The organism is Collimonas fungivorans Ter331, assembly GCF_000221045.1.
Classification (GTDB): Bacteria; Pseudomonadota; Gammaproteobacteria; order Burkholderiales; family Burkholderiaceae_D; genus Collimonas; species Collimonas fungivorans_A.
Genome location: NC_015856.1, coordinates 3,039,449 through 3,053,430 on the forward strand (window position 1 = coordinate 3,039,449; position 13,982 = coordinate 3,053,430).

A 13,982-nucleotide genomic window follows, 5' to 3' on the forward strand; every position below is an offset into this window, starting at 1 on the left:
TTATCGGGACTGGGGGATTGCTAAAAAACTGCCGCATCGGTCAATGCGGGAACGGCCACAGGCGCAGTTTTTCCTTGGTGATCTGCCACAGGCGCGCCAGCCCGTGCGGTTCTGCAATCAGGAAGAAAATGATCAGGGCGCCGAACAGCATCATCTGGATATGCGACACCGTGGCGTTGGTGAACGGCAGGTGCAGCCAGGTCGCCAGCGGCGGCAAGACGTTGTCCAGGAAAATCGGCAGCAGCAGGATGAAGGCGGAACCGAGGAAAGCGCCGAGGATGCTGCCGACGCCGCCGACGATGATCATGAACAGGATGCGGAACGACAAGTCCAGCGAAAAGCCGTCCGGCTCCACCGACCCCAGGTAGCAGAAGGCGTACAGGGCGCCGGCGACGCCGCAGAAAAACGAGCTGACGGCAAACGCTAGCAGCTTGGTCTGCATCAGGCGGATGCCGATCACTTCCGCCGCCACGTCCATGTCGCGCACCGCCATCCAGGCGCGGCCAGTGGAAGAACGCACCAGGTTTTTCGCCAGCAGCGCCATGGCGCAGACAACCGCCAGCACGAACAGGTACTTCCTGACCGGGCTGTTGATGGCGATGCCGAACAGGTTGATCTTTTGCGCGCTGATCACGCCGGAAGAGCTATCGTTGGAAAACCAGGGAAACTTGGTCAGCACCCAGATCACGAAAAACTGCGCCGCCAGCGTCGCCACCGCCAGGTAAAAACCCTTGATGCGCAATGAAGGCAGGCCGAACAGGACGCCGACCGCAGCCGCGCAGCAGCCGGCCAAGATGAAGGACAGCAGGATCGGAATGCCCTCCACCCGCAGCTGGAAATTGTAGGCGGCATAGGCGCCCACCGCCATGAACGCGGCCGAACCCAGCGACAACTGGCCGGCGTAGCCAGTCAGTATGTTCAGTCCCAGCGCCGCCAGCGCAAACACCAGGAAGGGGATCAGGATCGCGGAAAACCAGTACTCGCTGCCGATCAGGGGGATGCCGACAAAGGCAACCGCCAGCAGGATGGCCATGCCGATGCGGTCCTGCCGGATCGGGAATATCTGGCTATCCGCGACGTACGAAGTTTTAAACTGTCCGGCTTCACGATAAAACATGGCATGTCTCCGTTCGAATTCTCAAGGTCTCGCCAGCGCCAAAAATGTCACACACGATCGATATGCCGCTCGCCGAACAGCCCCTCCGGCCGCACCAGCAGGAACAGCAGCGCAAACACATACGGGAACCATCCCTCTATGCCGCCGAAATTGCCGCCGAACATGTCTTGCATGACCGGCGGGATATAGATCTCCGCCAGCTTTTCGGACACGCCGATAATCAGGCCGCCGGCAATCGCCCCGGGGATCGAGGTAAAGCCGCCGAGAATCAATACCGGCAAAGCTTTCAAGGCCGTCATCGTCAACGCAAACTGGACGCCGTTGCGCGAGCCCCACAGCAAACCCGCAACCAGCGCCACAAAACCGGCCACGCCCCAGACGATGACCCAGATATGGCGCAAGGGAATACCCAGCGACAGCGCCGCCTGGTGGTCGTCCGCTACCGCCCGCAAGGCCCGGCCGACCTTGGTTTTCTGGAAGAACAGCGCCAGCAGCAGCACCAGACCGATCACCATGCCCGAAGCAAACAGGTCGAATTTGGAAATGCCTATGCCGAAACCGTCCATGACCGAGGCGATAGGCTCGTCGACGATGCCGAGGTTGATTGCCCGCACTTCGCTGCCGAACAGCATCGGCCCCAGCCCTTCCAGGAAAAAAGCCAGACCGATGGTGGCCATGAACAAGGTGATCGGCGGCTGGTTGACCAGCTTGCGCAGCACCAGGCGTTCGGTCGCCACCGCCACCACTATCATTACCGCAAAAGCGCCGATGATCGCCGCCCACATCGGCCAGCCCTTGTCCATCAGGCCGACCACCGCCAGCGCCGCAAAATAGACCATGGCGCCCTGGGCGAAATTGAAGACGCCGGATGCCTTGTAGATCAGCACGAAACCCAGCGCCACCAGCGAATACATCAGGCCCGAGAGCAAGCCGCTCAGCGTCACTTCAAGGAAAAATTGCATTGTCGTCTCCGTTCAGTGCGAGCTGCCGAGGTAGGCCTTGATGACTTCGGGATTGTTCATGACTTCGTCCGGCGTGCCGTCGCCGATCTTCTTGCCGTAGTCGAGCACCACCACCCGGTCCGAGATATCCATCACCACTCCCATGTCATGCTCGATCAGCACGATGGTGCTGCCGAACTGGTCGTTGACATCCAGGATGAAGCGGCACATGTCCTGCTTCTCCTCGACGTTCATGCCGGCCATCGGTTCGTCCAGCAGCAGCATGCTTGGCTCCGCGGCCAGGGCACGCGCCAGCTCCACGCGCTTTTGCAAGCCGTAAGGCAGGCGCCCGACCGGCGTCTTGCGGATGTGCTGGATTTCCAGGAAATCGATCACCTCCTCCACCTTGCGCCTGTGCTGCATTTCCTCGTTGCGCGCCCGCCCCCACCAGATGGCGTTGGCCAGCAGGCCGGAATGCATCTTGGTATTGCGGCCGGTCATGATGTTGTCCAGCACGGTCATGCCCTTGAACAAGGCGATATTCTGGAAGGTGCGTGCAATCCCCTGCCGCGCCACTTTGCTGGGATGCATGCTGTGGCGCGGCACGCCATGGAATACGATGCTGCCTTTTTGCGGGTGGTAGACGCCGTTGATGACATTGATCATCGAACTCTTGCCGGCGCCGTTGGGGCCGATGATGGCGCGGATCTCATGTTCTTTCACATTGAACGAGATATCGGTAAGCGCCTTGACGCCGCCGAACGACAGTGAAATATTCTGCAGGTCGAGCACCACTTCGCCGATATTGCGCTCGCGGCCCATCACCTGCTGTTCCGGTTTGTGCAAGGCAGCCAGCGGCGCCGGTTCTGCCGGCAGGACTTCTGCGGCGGCATGTCTTTTCATGATCGCACTCATCTCAGTCAAGCCGCTTTATCGAAAGAGTTAAAAGTCCTGGCGTCGGCGATCTGCAGGTCGGCAGCGATCATGCCCTGCCGGCCGTCTTCGAACTTGACCTGGGTTTCTATGTACTGCGATCGCTTGCCGTCATACAGGGCGTCGATCAGCACAGCATACTTGCCTGCGATGAAATCGCGCCGCACCTTGCGGGTGCGCGTCAGCTCGTCGTCATCGGCATCCAGTTCCTTGTGCAAGATCAGGAAACGGTGGATCTGCGACGCCGCCAGCAAAGGATCTTGCGCCAGGTCGGCATTGACCTTTTCCACGCAGCCGGCGATCAGCGCGTACACCGACTGCTGCGCGGCGAGGTCGGCGTAACTGCTGTAGGCCAGGTTGCGGCGTTCGGCCCAGTTGCCGACCGCATCCATGTCGATGTTGATGAAGGCGGTGCATTGCTGGCGCTGGTTGCCGAACACCACCGCTTCTTTGATGAAGGGAAAAAATTTCAGCTTGTTTTCTATGTACTTCGGCGCAAACAGGGTGCCGCCCGCCATCTTGCCCACATCCTTGGCGCGATCGATGATTTTCAGGTGGCCGTCGCCGTCGAAAAAGCCGGCGTCGCCGGTGTGGAAATAACCGTCGGCATCGATCGCCTCGGCGGTCGCCTCAGGCCGCTTGAAATAGGATTTCATCAAGCCGGGCGAGCGCACCAGCACCTCGCCCTTGCTGTCGATATGCACTTCCACCCCTTTCATCGGCCGTCCTACCGTGTCCAGCTTGACGTCGCCGGAAGGCTGCATGCAGACGGTGACGCAGGTTTCGGTCATGCCGTACAGCTGCTTCAGGTTGATGCCCAGCGAACGGTAGAAGTCGAACAGGTCGGGGCCGATCGCTTCGCCACCGGTATAGGCGACGCGAATCCGCGACATGCCCAGCACATTCTTCAGCGGACCGTAGATCAGCAGGTTGCCGAGACCGTACAGCAGGCGGTCGGCCAGCGACACGTCCAGCTTCTTGTCGAGTATGCGTATGCCGACGCGGCGGGCGATGCCCATGAACGCGTGGAACAGCTTGCGCTTGATCCAGCCGGCGTCTTCGATCCTGATCATCACCTGGGTCAGGATGTTTTCATAGATGCGCGGCGGCGCAAAATAATAGGTCGGCCCGATTTCGCGCAGGTCGCTCATCACGGTATTCGGCGATTCCGGGCAGTTCAGGCAGAAGCCGGCGACATGCGCTTGCGCAAACGAATACAGGAAATCGCCGACCCAGGCCAGCGGCAGGTAGCACAGCAGGTCGTCGTCCTGGTCCAGCTGGTCGAACTCGACCAGCGTGCGCGCGGTGGTGATCATCGCCGCATGCGAATGGCAGACGCCTTTCGGTTTACCGGTGGTGCCGGAGGTATACAGGATGATGGCGATGTCGTCGGCTCGCCCGGCATCGACTTCGTTCATGAAAAAGCCGGGATGCGCCAGGTCGTAGGCGCGCCCTATCTCCACTACCTTGGCAAAGGAAGATAATTCGGGCTGATGGTAATTGCGCAAGCCGCGTTCGTCATCGACGATGATGCGGCTGATGCGCAACTGCGCCTGCTTTATCTCAAATATCTTGTCGACCTGCTCCTGGTCTTCCACCACCACAAAATCGATTTCGGCGTCGGCCAGCACGTAAGCCATGTCAACTGCGGGGGCATCCTGGTACAGCGGCACCGGCATCCCGCCCAGGCACTGCGCGGCCGACATTGCCCAATACAGCCGCGGGCAGTTATTGCCGACAATCGCCAGGCTCATGCCGCGCCGGAAACCGAGCGCCGCCAAGCCGCAGGCAAAAGCCCGCACTTCGCCGGCCACCTGGGCCCAGCTGGTGGCTTGCCAGATGCCAAGGTCTTTTTCCCGGAACGCCGGCTGCTGCGGGCGTTCCTGTGCATGTTTCAGGAGCAGGTCTGGAAATGTCTGCACTCCTGGACGTCGTGTTGTCTCCACCATCGTCCCACCTTTTTTATTTGGTCCCGCGGCATCGAAATCGAAGCCATGGAGCTGTCAGTGTCAAGTCAGTCTGGGCCGGCATGCTTACGTCGCACTTACTCTAGCCGGTTATGCGCTGCTTTTGTGCGATGATAGTAGTGTGAGTCGGGAGATGGGGTTGTCATCTCGCAGACAATTGCCAAATTTTCGATATTGCAACGCATCATAATGATCAAAGAGACCTCCATCCAAGACATGCTGGCCAAGACCATGTGGGCGCGTTCGCTTACCGATGCGCAACTGGCGCGGGTGGAAGCCGAGATGTTCAGCCGCAAGATTGCCGGCGGCGCCTTTGTCTGCCACAAAGGCGATCCGGTCACCCACTGGATAGGCGTCCACGAGGGATTGCTGAAGATGAGCAGCGTTTCCCCCGAAGGTAAAACGGTGTCCTTTGCCGGCATGGCGAATGGCGGCTGGCTGGGCGAAGGCTCTTTGCTCAAGAGCGAGCCGCGCAAATACGATGTGGTGGCGCTGCGCGACAGCGAACTGCTGTACATGCCGAAAGCCACTTACCTATGGCTGCTCGACAACAGCATCCAGTTCAACCGCTTCCTGGTCACCCAGCTCAACGAACGGCTGGCGCTGTTCATCTCGCTGGTGGAATACGACCGCATGCTGGAGCCGGACGCGCGCGTGGCGCGTTGCCTGGCGGCGCTGTTCAATCCCTACCTGAACCCCGGCATCGGCCGCGAGCTGCAGATTTCCCAGGAAGAGGTCGGCAATCTTTCCGGCGCCTCGCGCCAGCGCGCCAACCAGGCGCTGCAGGTGCTGGAAAAGGCCGGACTGCTGAAAGTCGATTACGGCAGCATCACCATCCTCGACCTGGACGGCCTGCGCCAGTTCCACTCCTGATCCTGATGACCCGCAAGCGCAGCTTTCCGCCGGTGGTCGACGAGCAGGTCCGCCTGTTGATACTGGGCAGCCTGCCGGGCAACGTATCGCTGGCGCACAGCCAGTATTACGCCCATCCGCAAAACCGCTTCTGGAAACTGCTGGCGGAAGTGGCCGGCGTCGACCTGCCGGCGCTGCCCTATGCCGACCGCTTGCAAGCCCTGCTGGCCAGGCACATAGGCTTGTGGGATGTGGTCGCCGAAGCGCAGCGCGACGGCAGCCTGGACAGCAATATCCGCGACCATGTGCATAACGACTTGCCCAGCCTCGCCGCCAGCCTGCCGCAGCTGGCCGCCATCGCCTTCAACGGCGGCACCGCCGCCAGGCTCGGCCTGAAGGCGCTGGGACCGCAGGCCGCGGATTACCGCATCATCCTGCTCCCCTCCAGCAGCCCGGCCTATACCCGGCCGTATGCGGAAAAGCTGGAAGCCTGGCTAGCGCTGCGGGACTACCTGGCCTGAATGGTGACAAATTGACTGCGTCTAGTCAGACAATATTTAGCGCAGGTTGCTGCCGGGGCACGGTATCATTGCCCTACATTTTTACCTGACGCTATTTATTCCGCTAATGCTGATCAAACGCAAATCCATAGAAGCCGACGCCAATCGCATGGACGGCCCGCGCAAACGCTCCGAAGTTGCAAAAAAAGACACACCAAAACCGCCGCGCAAACCCAAGTTTGCCCCAGTGACGCTGTCCGAACAGGACGGCGTGCGTTTCCTGCATTTCGGCACCGAGTGGGTGCAAGGCGCCATGCGGCTGCGCAAGCCGGACTGGCCGGAACTCGAATACGCACAGCAGATGATGGCCTGGATGCTGTTCAACCCGGAGCCGCAGCACATCGTGCAACTGGGCCTGGGCACTGCGGCGCTGACCAAGTTCAGCTACCGCCAGTTTCCCGCCGCGCGCGTCACCGCGGTCGAACTGAACCCCTCGGTGCTGGCGATTTGCTGCTCCATGTTCAAGCTGCCGCCCGACGACGAGCGGCTGTCGGTGCTCGAGATGGACGCCATGGATTTTGTCATGGACCCGCTCAACCACGGCAGCATCGACGCCCTCCAGGTCGACCTGTACGACGCCACCGCGCGTGGCCCGGTGCTCGACACGCCAGAGTTTTACAGCGCTTGCGCCGCCTGCCTGAAGGACGACGGCATCATGACCGTCAACCTGTTCGGCGACCACCCCAGCTACGCCAAAAACCTGAAAGCCATGATGTTTGCCTTCGACGACGTCTGGTGCCTGCCGGAAGTCCACGAAGGCAATGTGATCGCCATCGCTTTCAAGAAGGCGCCGCCGGCCGATTTCAGCGCCCTCTATGAACGCGCCGCCGAAATCACCGCCGCCACCAAGCTGCCGGCCAAGTCCTGGGTCAATGGCCTGAAGACCTGGCATTCGCCGCAGTAAGAGACTAGGCTTGAAGCCATGGCATACCAGACAAACCCAGCCCAGCCCGCAGCTCAACCCGCAGCTAAACCTATCGATACTCCTGTCGCAATGAACACTGCCTCGCCAAAAATACTAGACCTGCAGCAGATCTTCACCTGGCTGCTGAACGACGGCACGGTTGACAAGAACGAGGTGAAAGCCTTTTATACCCAGGCGCAGGGAATTTTCCGCAACGCCCCGATCGCGATCCACCCGCTCAATGCGGTAGCCCAGTGCAAGCGCCAGTCGGCGCTGCCGCCGCATCGCGCCATCACCCTGGAATGGCTGACCGAATGGCTGGCGCGCCAGGTGCAGATGCCGTTCTACCGCATCGACCCGCTGAAGATCGATTTCGCCAAGGTGGCCGATGTCATGTCCGCCAGCTACGCTACCCGCTTCAACATCCTGCCGGTCGAGCTGAGCCTGACCGACCTGGTGATCGCCACCGCCGAGCCGTTCCGCACCGAATGGCAGGCCGAGATCGCCAAGATTTCACGCCGCAATATCCGCCTGGTGATCGCCAACCCGCTCGACATCACGCAATACATCACGCAGTTCTTCACACTGGCAAAATCGATCAAGAGCGCCCACAAATCGGGCGGCCAGGAACTGGCGCTGCGCAACAACTTCGAGCAGCTGGTCGAACTGGGCAGGTCGAACAAGCAAGTCGACGCCAACGACCAGCACATCGTCAACATCGTCGACTGGCTGTGGCAGTACGCGTTCGAACAGCGCGCCTCCGACATCCACATGGAACCCAAGCGCGACTTCAGCGCCATCCGGTTCCGCATCGACGGCGTCTTGCACCAGGTGTACCAGGTGCCGGCAGTGGTCATGATCGCCATGACCGCGCGCATCAAGCTGCTGGGGCGGATGGACGTCATCGAAAAGCGCCGGCCGCAGGATGGCCGCATCAAGACCCGCACCGCCGGCGGCCAGGAAATCGAGCTGCGCCTGTCGACGCTGCCGACCGCCTTCGGAGAAAAGCTGGTGATGCGGATTTTCGATCCGGAAGTAGTGGTCAAGACTTTGCCGGAACTCGGCTTCCCGGCCGACGACGCCCTGCGCTGGGACGCGCTGACCAAACGCCCGCACGGCATCATCCTGGTGACCGGCCCGACCGGCTCCGGCAAGACCACCACGCTATACACCACGCTCAAGGCGCTGGCTACCTCGGAAGTCAACGTCTGCTCGGTGGAAGACCCGATCGAAATGGTGGAAGCCTCGTTCAACCAGATGCAGGTCAACCACGGCATCGACCTTACCTTCGCCGACGGCGTGCGGGCCCTGATGCGGCAGGATCCGGACATCATCATGGTGGGTGAAATCCGCGACCTGGAAACCGCCGAAATGGCGATCCAGGCCGCCCTTACCGGCCACCTGGTGCTGTCGACCCTGCATACCAACGATGCGCCGTCGGCGGTGATGCGCCTGCTGGAACTGGGCGTGCCGTACTACCTGCTGGAAACCACCTTGATCGGCATCATGGCGCAGCGCCTGGTGCGCACCCTGTGCACCCATTGCAAGAGCGCCGACGGCCAGGTCGCCGACGATGTCTGGGCCACGCTGGTGGAAAACTGGAATGTGCCCAAGCCGGCCAATGTCTACCACCCGGTCGGCTGCCCGGAGTGCCGCCAGACCGGCTACCGCGGCCGCACCGGCTTGTACGAGCTGCTGACCGTGACCCAGCCGTTCTCGAAACTGATCCAGACCGAAACCGATATCCATGCGCTGAAACAGCAAAGCATCCGTGACGGCATGAAACCGCTGCGCTTGGCCGGCGCGCTGAAGGTGCTGGAAGGCGTGACCACGGTGGAAGAAGTATTGAAAGTGACCTCGGCGCTGACCTGACACGGCAATCCGCCGGCATCGCGGCAATCGATAAAGGGCTGCCCGTCATCGCGACGGGCAGCCCTTTTGTCTGTTTGTCATCCCTCGCGATAAATTGCGCCGGCCCTGGCGCCGAAATGGTTGAAATTCCAGGCGCTTCAAAAAAATAGCGCTTATCGCCGATTCCGGCGCTGATTTCCAATAGACAATTATTTAACCTTTGCGTAAGCTAAGGCACGCTATCGCCGGCGCCGCTTTTTTGTTCGCTGATTTGCTTGAAAGCGGCGTCAGTGCTGGCTCAGGGAGATGTGTGTATTTTGCAATACAGGGAGTAGTCTGCAACGAATAGTTTGCAATAAAAAAGACAGGCGGGAAATCCGCTCCGACCATACGCAGTCAAATCCGGATAAAAATAATGAAATTGACACAATTTAATTTCGTCACGGTAGCACTTGTCTTCAGCCTGATCAGTTCCGCCTTCGCACAGGAAGATCCAACCTTGTTCCTGAACCGCGCCAATGCCAAGATCGCCAAGGCGATGGCTTTCAAAACCAGCTGGGACGGTCCCACCAGCGGTCCCAGAATCGCAGCGCAGAAAAAATCGATCATACTGATCGCCTCGAACCTGAAGAACAACAGCGTGCTGCGCGTCGCCAACGGCGTCAAGGAAGCAGCGGCGGTGGCCGGCTGGGACGTGTTCGTGATCGACTGCTGGGGCGTCAACAGCAAGCACGCGGAAGCCTTCAGCCGGGCGCTGGCGCTGAAGCCGAACGGTATCGTCCTGGCCGGGATCGATGCCAACGAACAACCCAAGGAAATGAATGCCGCCCACGCCCAGAGCGTACCGGTGGTCGGCTGGCACGCCTCCACCAGGATAGGCCCGAGCGACGGCTTGTTTACCAACGTCACCGCCGATCCCAAGGAAGAGGCGACCATCGCGACCTTGCTCGGCGTAGTCAACTCCAACGGCAAGGCCGGGGTAGTCGTCTTCACCGACCCCAACAGCCTGTACGCCCAGTCGAAATCGAATGAAGTGGTGGCGGTGGTCAAGCAGTGCCGCAGCTGCACCCTGCTCAGCGTGGAAGCATTGCCGGCCACTACCACGGCCGACAAGATGCCGGCCCTGTTGACCGCGCTGGCGCAGCGCTTCGGCAAGAAATGGACGCATATCATCGGCGTCAACGACAACTACCTTGACCTGCTGGCGACGCCGGCCGCGGCCGCGATCATCGCCAGCAACAAGATCGAGGCGCTGTCTGCCGGCGAAGGTTCCGAATCGGCCTACCAGCGCATCCGCAGCAAGACAGTCCAGCTCGCCACGGTGCCAGAGCCGTTCAGCTTGCAAGGGTGGCAAATCGTCGATGAATTGAACCGCTCGTTTTCCGGTGAACAAGCCAGCGCCTATACCACCCCGGTCTATCTCGTCACTGAACAGAACATTGCATTCCATGGCGGCCAGCTGAACACCTTTGAACCGAATAACGGCTACCGCGGCGAGTACAAGAAAATCTGGGGCAAATAAGGCGATTGGCCGGCGCCCGCGCGATGGAGGTAGAATCGAGCAGACGGCTCCATTCAACGATGGCTCAAGGAGGAATCCCATGCACCCCCGAAGAATCCTTATCGCGCAAGGCGGCGGACCGACCGCCGTCATCAATCAGTCCCTGGCGGGAGTAGTGCTGGCGGCGCGCGGCGTGTCCGATGTCGACCTGGTGTACGGCGCCCGCAACGGCGTGCGCGGCATCGTCAACGAAGATTTCCTCGACCTCGGCCAGGAAACCGCCGCCAACCTGGAGCTGGTGGCCAACACCCCTTCTTCCGCGCTGGGATCGACGCGCGACAAACCCGACCTCAAGTATTGCAAGGAGATCATCCAGGTGCTGCAGGCGCACCAGATCAATCACTTCTTCTACATAGGCGGCAACGATTCGTCCGACACCCTGCGCATCCTCAGCCTGGAAGCGGAAAAGCTGGCCTTTCCCCTGCGCTGCATCCATATTCCGAAGACCATCGACAACGACCTGGTCAGCAACGATCACACGCCGGGTTTCCCATCGGCCGCGCGCTTCGTGGCGCAGGCGTTTGCCGGCGCCAACCTGGATAACGCCGCCCTGCCTGGGGTTTATGTCGGCGTGGTGATGGGCCGGCATGCCGGCTTCCTGACGGCGGCCTCAGCGCTGGGCAGGAAATTCGCCGACGACGGGCCGCACCTGATCTACCTGCCGGAACGGGTCTTCGTGCTGGAAAATTTCCTGGCCGATGTGAAGCAGGCCTACCAGCGTTTCGGCCGCTGCGTGATCGCTGTCTCGGAAGGCATACACGATGCATCCGGCACGCCTATCGCCAGCCTGCTGGCCAAGACGGTGGAGCGCGACGACCATGGCAACGTGCAGCTATCCGGCAACGGCGCCCTGGCCGACCTGCTGTGCGAAGAGATCAAATCGAAACTGAACATCAAGCGCGTGCGCGGCGACACCTTCGGCTACCTGCAGCGCTCGTTCATGGGTTGCGTCTCGGATGTGGACCAGCGCGAAGCGCGCGAGGTCGGTGAAAAAGCGCTGCAGTTTGCCATCAACGACCAGCGCAACGGCACTGTCGCCATCAAGCGCAGCGGCGCCTATTCGATCAACTACGCAGTCAACTATGAATTGCTGGACCTGGATGTGGTGGCAGGCAAGACCCGGGTCATGGAAGACGAGCTGATCGCCGCCAGCGGCACCGACGTCACCGACGCCTTCCGGCTTTACCTGCAGCCGCTGCTAGGCTCGGGCATGCCGGACGGTTTCCGGCTGCGCTCGCCTGCCGTCGCAAAAATACGGAACGTCGGCGGCTGATCCGCATCCCGCGACGAAGCGGGATGCACGGCCACTTTATGCAGAGGCTTTTTCCATCGTACTGTCGTACTGCCCGGCATGCGCCAGGCCGTTCAGCCGGCAACGGCGGAAGAAGGTTTTTTGCGCTTCCGCCACATTCTGCTCCTGGCCCTTCCAGGTGGTCAGCACCGGCGCCTGCAGCGCCCGGCCGTAAGAGAAGCTGACCGGCCACGGATGCGCGCCCAGCTTGTTCATTGCATCCAGATGGGCGGTGGCGTCTTGCGCGCTTTGGCCGCCGGACAGGAACACGATGCCGGGAACCGATGCCGGCACATAACGCGTCAGGCAACGCATGGTGGCTTCAGCCACTTGCTGCACGCCGGCTTGCTGCGGACACTTCATGCCGGCGATCACCATGTTCGGCTTGAGCAGCATGCCCTCGAACACCACACGCTGGTTATCCAGTTCGGCGAACACGATTTCCAGCACCTTTGACGTCACCGCTTCGCAGCGCGCGATATCGTGCGAGCCGTCCATCAGCACTTCCGGCTCGACGATAGGCACAATCCCGACCTCCTGGCACAGCGCGGCATAACGCGCCAGGGCGTGGGCGTTTGCCTGGATCGCGGAGCTTGTCGGAATGCCTTGCTCGCTGATTTCGATCACGCCGCGCCACTTGGCGAACCTGGCCCCCAGCTGCTGGTACTCCAGCAGGCGCTCGCGCAAGCCGTCCAGCCCCTCGGTGATTTTCTCGCCCGCATGCAGGGCCAGCGGCTTGGCGCCGCTGTCGACCTTGATGCCAGGGATGATGCCGCGCCGCGCCAGCAGCTCGGCAAAAGGCGTGCCGTCGGTCGCGCTCTGGCGCAGTGTTTCGTCGTACAGGATGACGCCGCCGAGATAGGGCTCGACGCCTTCGGTGGAAAACAGGATTTCACGATAACGGCGGCGGTTTTCTTCGCTGCACTCGAGTTGGATGACATCAAACCGTTTCTTGATGGTCGGCCCGCTTTCATCCGCCGCCAAGATGCCTTTCTGTCCTGCCACGATGGCGCTGGCCACCGACTTCAGCTCGTCGATATTCATTGCTGGTTGCTCCCAGTGATGACTGCAGACTGCAAAAAGCCCTGCGGAACATGCTGCCACGAATGCATCGGCAAGGCAACCGCTTGCCGCACTGTGCGTGCCTCCTATGTTGGCTATCGAACTGACAGCGGCCAGTGCCGCGTGGGATTGTGTCCGGCAACCGTCAACACATGACAAATCTTTTTTTACCTAGGAGACATGGTTATGAAACGTACAGCATCGGCAGCCTGGAGCGGCGGCCTCAAGGATGGCAAAGGCAATATCTCGACCCAAAGCGGAGTACTGGCCAATGCCCAATATGGCTTCAATACACGATTCGAGGATGGCCCCGGCACCAATCCGGAAGAATTGATCGCAGCCGCGCATGCCGGCTGTTTCAGCATGGCCCTGGCGGCCCAGCTGGGCGAAGCCGGCATGACCGCGGAAAGCATCAAGACCAGCGCCGCGGTGACGCTGGAGAAAATTGACGGCGGCTTCTCGATTACCGCGGTGCACCTGGACCTGGTCGCCAGGATTCCCGGCGCAACCCAGGCCAGCTTCGAGGCGGCGGCGAACAAGGCCAAGACAGGCTGCCCGGTGTCGAAGCTGCTCAACGCCAAGATTACCCTAGATGCAAAACTGGAAACCTGAATATAGGTCTAGGTGCGCCACCGTACCGACCATGGCCGGTTTTGCGGCTACTGTTGACTCCAAGGCTAGGACATTTCCCTACGCCTGAGTATTGATAAAGAGGTGTTCTTATGAAAACCATGCAAAAACTTACTGCCACAGCAATCACTGTTGTCATGTTGCTTGGCCTCGGCGCTTGCGACGGCATGTCGCGTCGCGGGCAGAATACGGCGATCGGCGCCGGTGTAGGTGCGGTCGGCGGTGCAGTGCTGACCAACGGCAGCGCGCTTGGCACTGTCGGCGGCGCCGCAGTCGGCGGCGTCATCGGTAACCATATCAACGGCCACTAATT

General features: G+C 60.8%; 13 protein-coding genes. 8 read left to right on the forward strand and 5 right to left on the reverse strand.

Features of this window, described 5'->3' with window-relative positions:
- Positions 1 to 40: 40 nt before the first annotated feature.
- The 4 genes from CFU_RS13195 to CFU_RS13210 are packed head-to-tail and all read right to left on the reverse strand — an operon-like array spanning position 41 to position 4,940.
- Entirely contained in the window at positions 41 to 1,117 is a 1,077-nt protein-coding gene (locus CFU_RS13195) for a branched-chain amino acid ABC transporter permease (RefSeq protein WP_014006539.1), read from the reverse strand.
- A 47-nt stretch (positions 1,118 to 1,164) separates the two neighbouring features.
- Positions 1,165 to 2,079 (reverse strand): branched-chain amino acid ABC transporter permease, encoded by a 915-nt coding sequence (locus CFU_RS13200; RefSeq protein ID WP_014006540.1) that lies wholly within the window; start codon positions 2,077 to 2,079, stop codon positions 1,165 to 1,167.
- Positions 2,080 to 2,091: 12 nt separating this feature from the next.
- Positions 2,092 to 2,973, reverse strand: coding sequence for an ABC transporter ATP-binding protein (locus CFU_RS13205; RefSeq protein ID WP_041741995.1), 882 nt, complete (start codon positions 2,971 to 2,973; stop codon positions 2,092 to 2,094).
- Positions 2,974 to 2,978: 5 nt separating this feature from the next.
- Entirely contained in the window at positions 2,979 to 4,940 is a 1,962-nt protein-coding gene (locus tag CFU_RS13210; RefSeq protein WP_014006542.1) for an AMP-dependent synthetase/ligase, read from the reverse strand.
- Between the two features lie 234 nt (positions 4,941 to 5,174).
- Between CFU_RS13210 and CFU_RS13215 the strand changes: the two genes are divergently transcribed.
- The 6 genes from CFU_RS13215 to CFU_RS13240 all read left to right on the forward strand — a co-directional run bounded on the left by CFU_RS13215 (position 5,175) and on the right by CFU_RS13240 (position 11,959).
- Entirely contained in the window at positions 5,175 to 5,831 is a 657-nt protein-coding gene (locus CFU_RS13215; protein WP_190275255.1) for a Crp/Fnr family transcriptional regulator, read from the forward strand.
- A 5-nt stretch (positions 5,832 to 5,836) separates the two neighbouring features.
- A complete protein-coding gene (locus CFU_RS13220) occupies positions 5,837 to 6,331 on the forward strand; it encodes a DNA-deoxyinosine glycosylase (protein WP_041741998.1) in 495 nt (164 codons plus the stop codon).
- Between the two features lie 106 nt (positions 6,332 to 6,437).
- On the forward strand, positions 6,438 to 7,274 hold the full coding sequence (locus tag CFU_RS13225; protein WP_014006544.1) for a spermidine synthase: 837 nt from the start codon (positions 6,438 to 6,440) through the stop codon (positions 7,272 to 7,274).
- A gap of 90 nt (positions 7,275 to 7,364) precedes the next feature.
- Positions 7,365 to 9,146 (forward strand): GspE/PulE family protein, encoded by a 1,782-nt coding sequence (locus CFU_RS13230; RefSeq protein WP_041742001.1) that lies wholly within the window; start codon positions 7,365 to 7,367, stop codon positions 9,144 to 9,146.
- A 394-nt stretch (positions 9,147 to 9,540) separates the two neighbouring features.
- Positions 9,541 to 10,647: a substrate-binding domain-containing protein gene (locus tag CFU_RS13235; protein WP_014006546.1), complete on the forward strand. Its 1,107-nt coding sequence runs from the start codon at positions 9,541 to 9,543 to the stop codon at positions 10,645 to 10,647.
- A gap of 79 nt (positions 10,648 to 10,726) precedes the next feature.
- Positions 10,727 to 11,959: a 6-phosphofructokinase gene (locus CFU_RS13240; protein WP_014006547.1), complete on the forward strand. Its 1,233-nt coding sequence runs from the start codon at positions 10,727 to 10,729 to the stop codon at positions 11,957 to 11,959.
- A gap of 36 nt (positions 11,960 to 11,995) precedes the next feature.
- On the opposite strand, the gene CFU_RS13245 is transcribed toward CFU_RS13240, so the two are convergent.
- Positions 11,996 to 13,021, reverse strand: coding sequence for a class I fructose-bisphosphate aldolase (locus CFU_RS13245; protein WP_041742003.1), 1,026 nt, complete (start codon positions 13,019 to 13,021; stop codon positions 11,996 to 11,998).
- A gap of 198 nt (positions 13,022 to 13,219) precedes the next feature.
- Between CFU_RS13245 and CFU_RS13250 the strand changes: the two genes are divergently transcribed.
- Together CFU_RS13250 and CFU_RS13255 are read left to right on the forward strand one after the other, a co-directional pair.
- Entirely contained in the window at positions 13,220 to 13,651 is a 432-nt protein-coding gene (locus CFU_RS13250) for an OsmC family protein (protein ID WP_014006549.1), read from the forward strand.
- 110 nt (positions 13,652 to 13,761) lie between these two features.
- Positions 13,762 to 13,980: a glycine zipper 2TM domain-containing protein gene (locus CFU_RS13255; RefSeq protein ID WP_014006550.1), complete on the forward strand. Its 219-nt coding sequence runs from the start codon at positions 13,762 to 13,764 to the stop codon at positions 13,978 to 13,980.
- Positions 13,981 to 13,982: the final 2 nt, after the last annotated feature.

Excerpts from the sequence above, each read along its gene's own strand:
- CFU_RS13240 (WP_014006547.1), top strand. The coding sequence starts at position 10,727 with ATGCACCCCCGAAGAATCCTTATCGCGCAAGGCGGCGGACCGACCGCC.
- CFU_RS13250 (WP_014006549.1), top strand. The coding sequence starts at position 13,220 with ATGGTTATGAAACGTACAGCATCGGCAGCCTGGAGCGGCGGCCTCAAG.
- CFU_RS13230 (WP_041742001.1), top strand. The coding sequence starts at position 7,365 with ATGAACACTGCCTCGCCAAAAATACTAGACCTGCAGCAGATCTTCACC.
- CFU_RS13225 (WP_014006544.1), top strand. The coding sequence starts at position 6,438 with ATGCTGATCAAACGCAAATCCATAGAAGCCGACGCCAATCGCATGGAC.
- CFU_RS13215 (WP_190275255.1), top strand. The coding sequence starts at position 5,175 with ATGCTGGCCAAGACCATGTGGGCGCGTTCGCTTACCGATGCGCAACTG.
- CFU_RS13210 (WP_014006542.1), bottom strand. The coding sequence starts at position 4,940 with ATGGTGGAGACAACACGACGTCCAGGAGTGCAGACATTTCCAGACCTG.
- CFU_RS13200 (WP_014006540.1), bottom strand. The coding sequence starts at position 2,079 with ATGCAATTTTTCCTTGAAGTGACGCTGAGCGGCTTGCTCTCGGGCCTG.
- CFU_RS13255 (WP_014006550.1), top strand. The coding sequence starts at position 13,762 with ATGAAAACCATGCAAAAACTTACTGCCACAGCAATCACTGTTGTCATG.
- CFU_RS13245 (WP_041742003.1), bottom strand. The coding sequence starts at position 13,021 with ATGAATATCGACGAGCTGAAGTCGGTGGCCAGCGCCATCGTGGCAGGA.
- CFU_RS13235 (WP_014006546.1), top strand. The coding sequence starts at position 9,541 with ATGAAATTGACACAATTTAATTTCGTCACGGTAGCACTTGTCTTCAGC.
- CFU_RS13205 (WP_041741995.1), bottom strand. The coding sequence starts at position 2,973 with ATGAGTGCGATCATGAAAAGACATGCCGCCGCAGAAGTCCTGCCGGCA.
- CFU_RS13195 (WP_014006539.1), bottom strand. The coding sequence starts at position 1,117 with ATGTTTTATCGTGAAGCCGGACAGTTTAAAACTTCGTACGTCGCGGAT.
- CFU_RS13220 (WP_041741998.1), top strand. The coding sequence starts at position 5,837 with ATGACCCGCAAGCGCAGCTTTCCGCCGGTGGTCGACGAGCAGGTCCGC.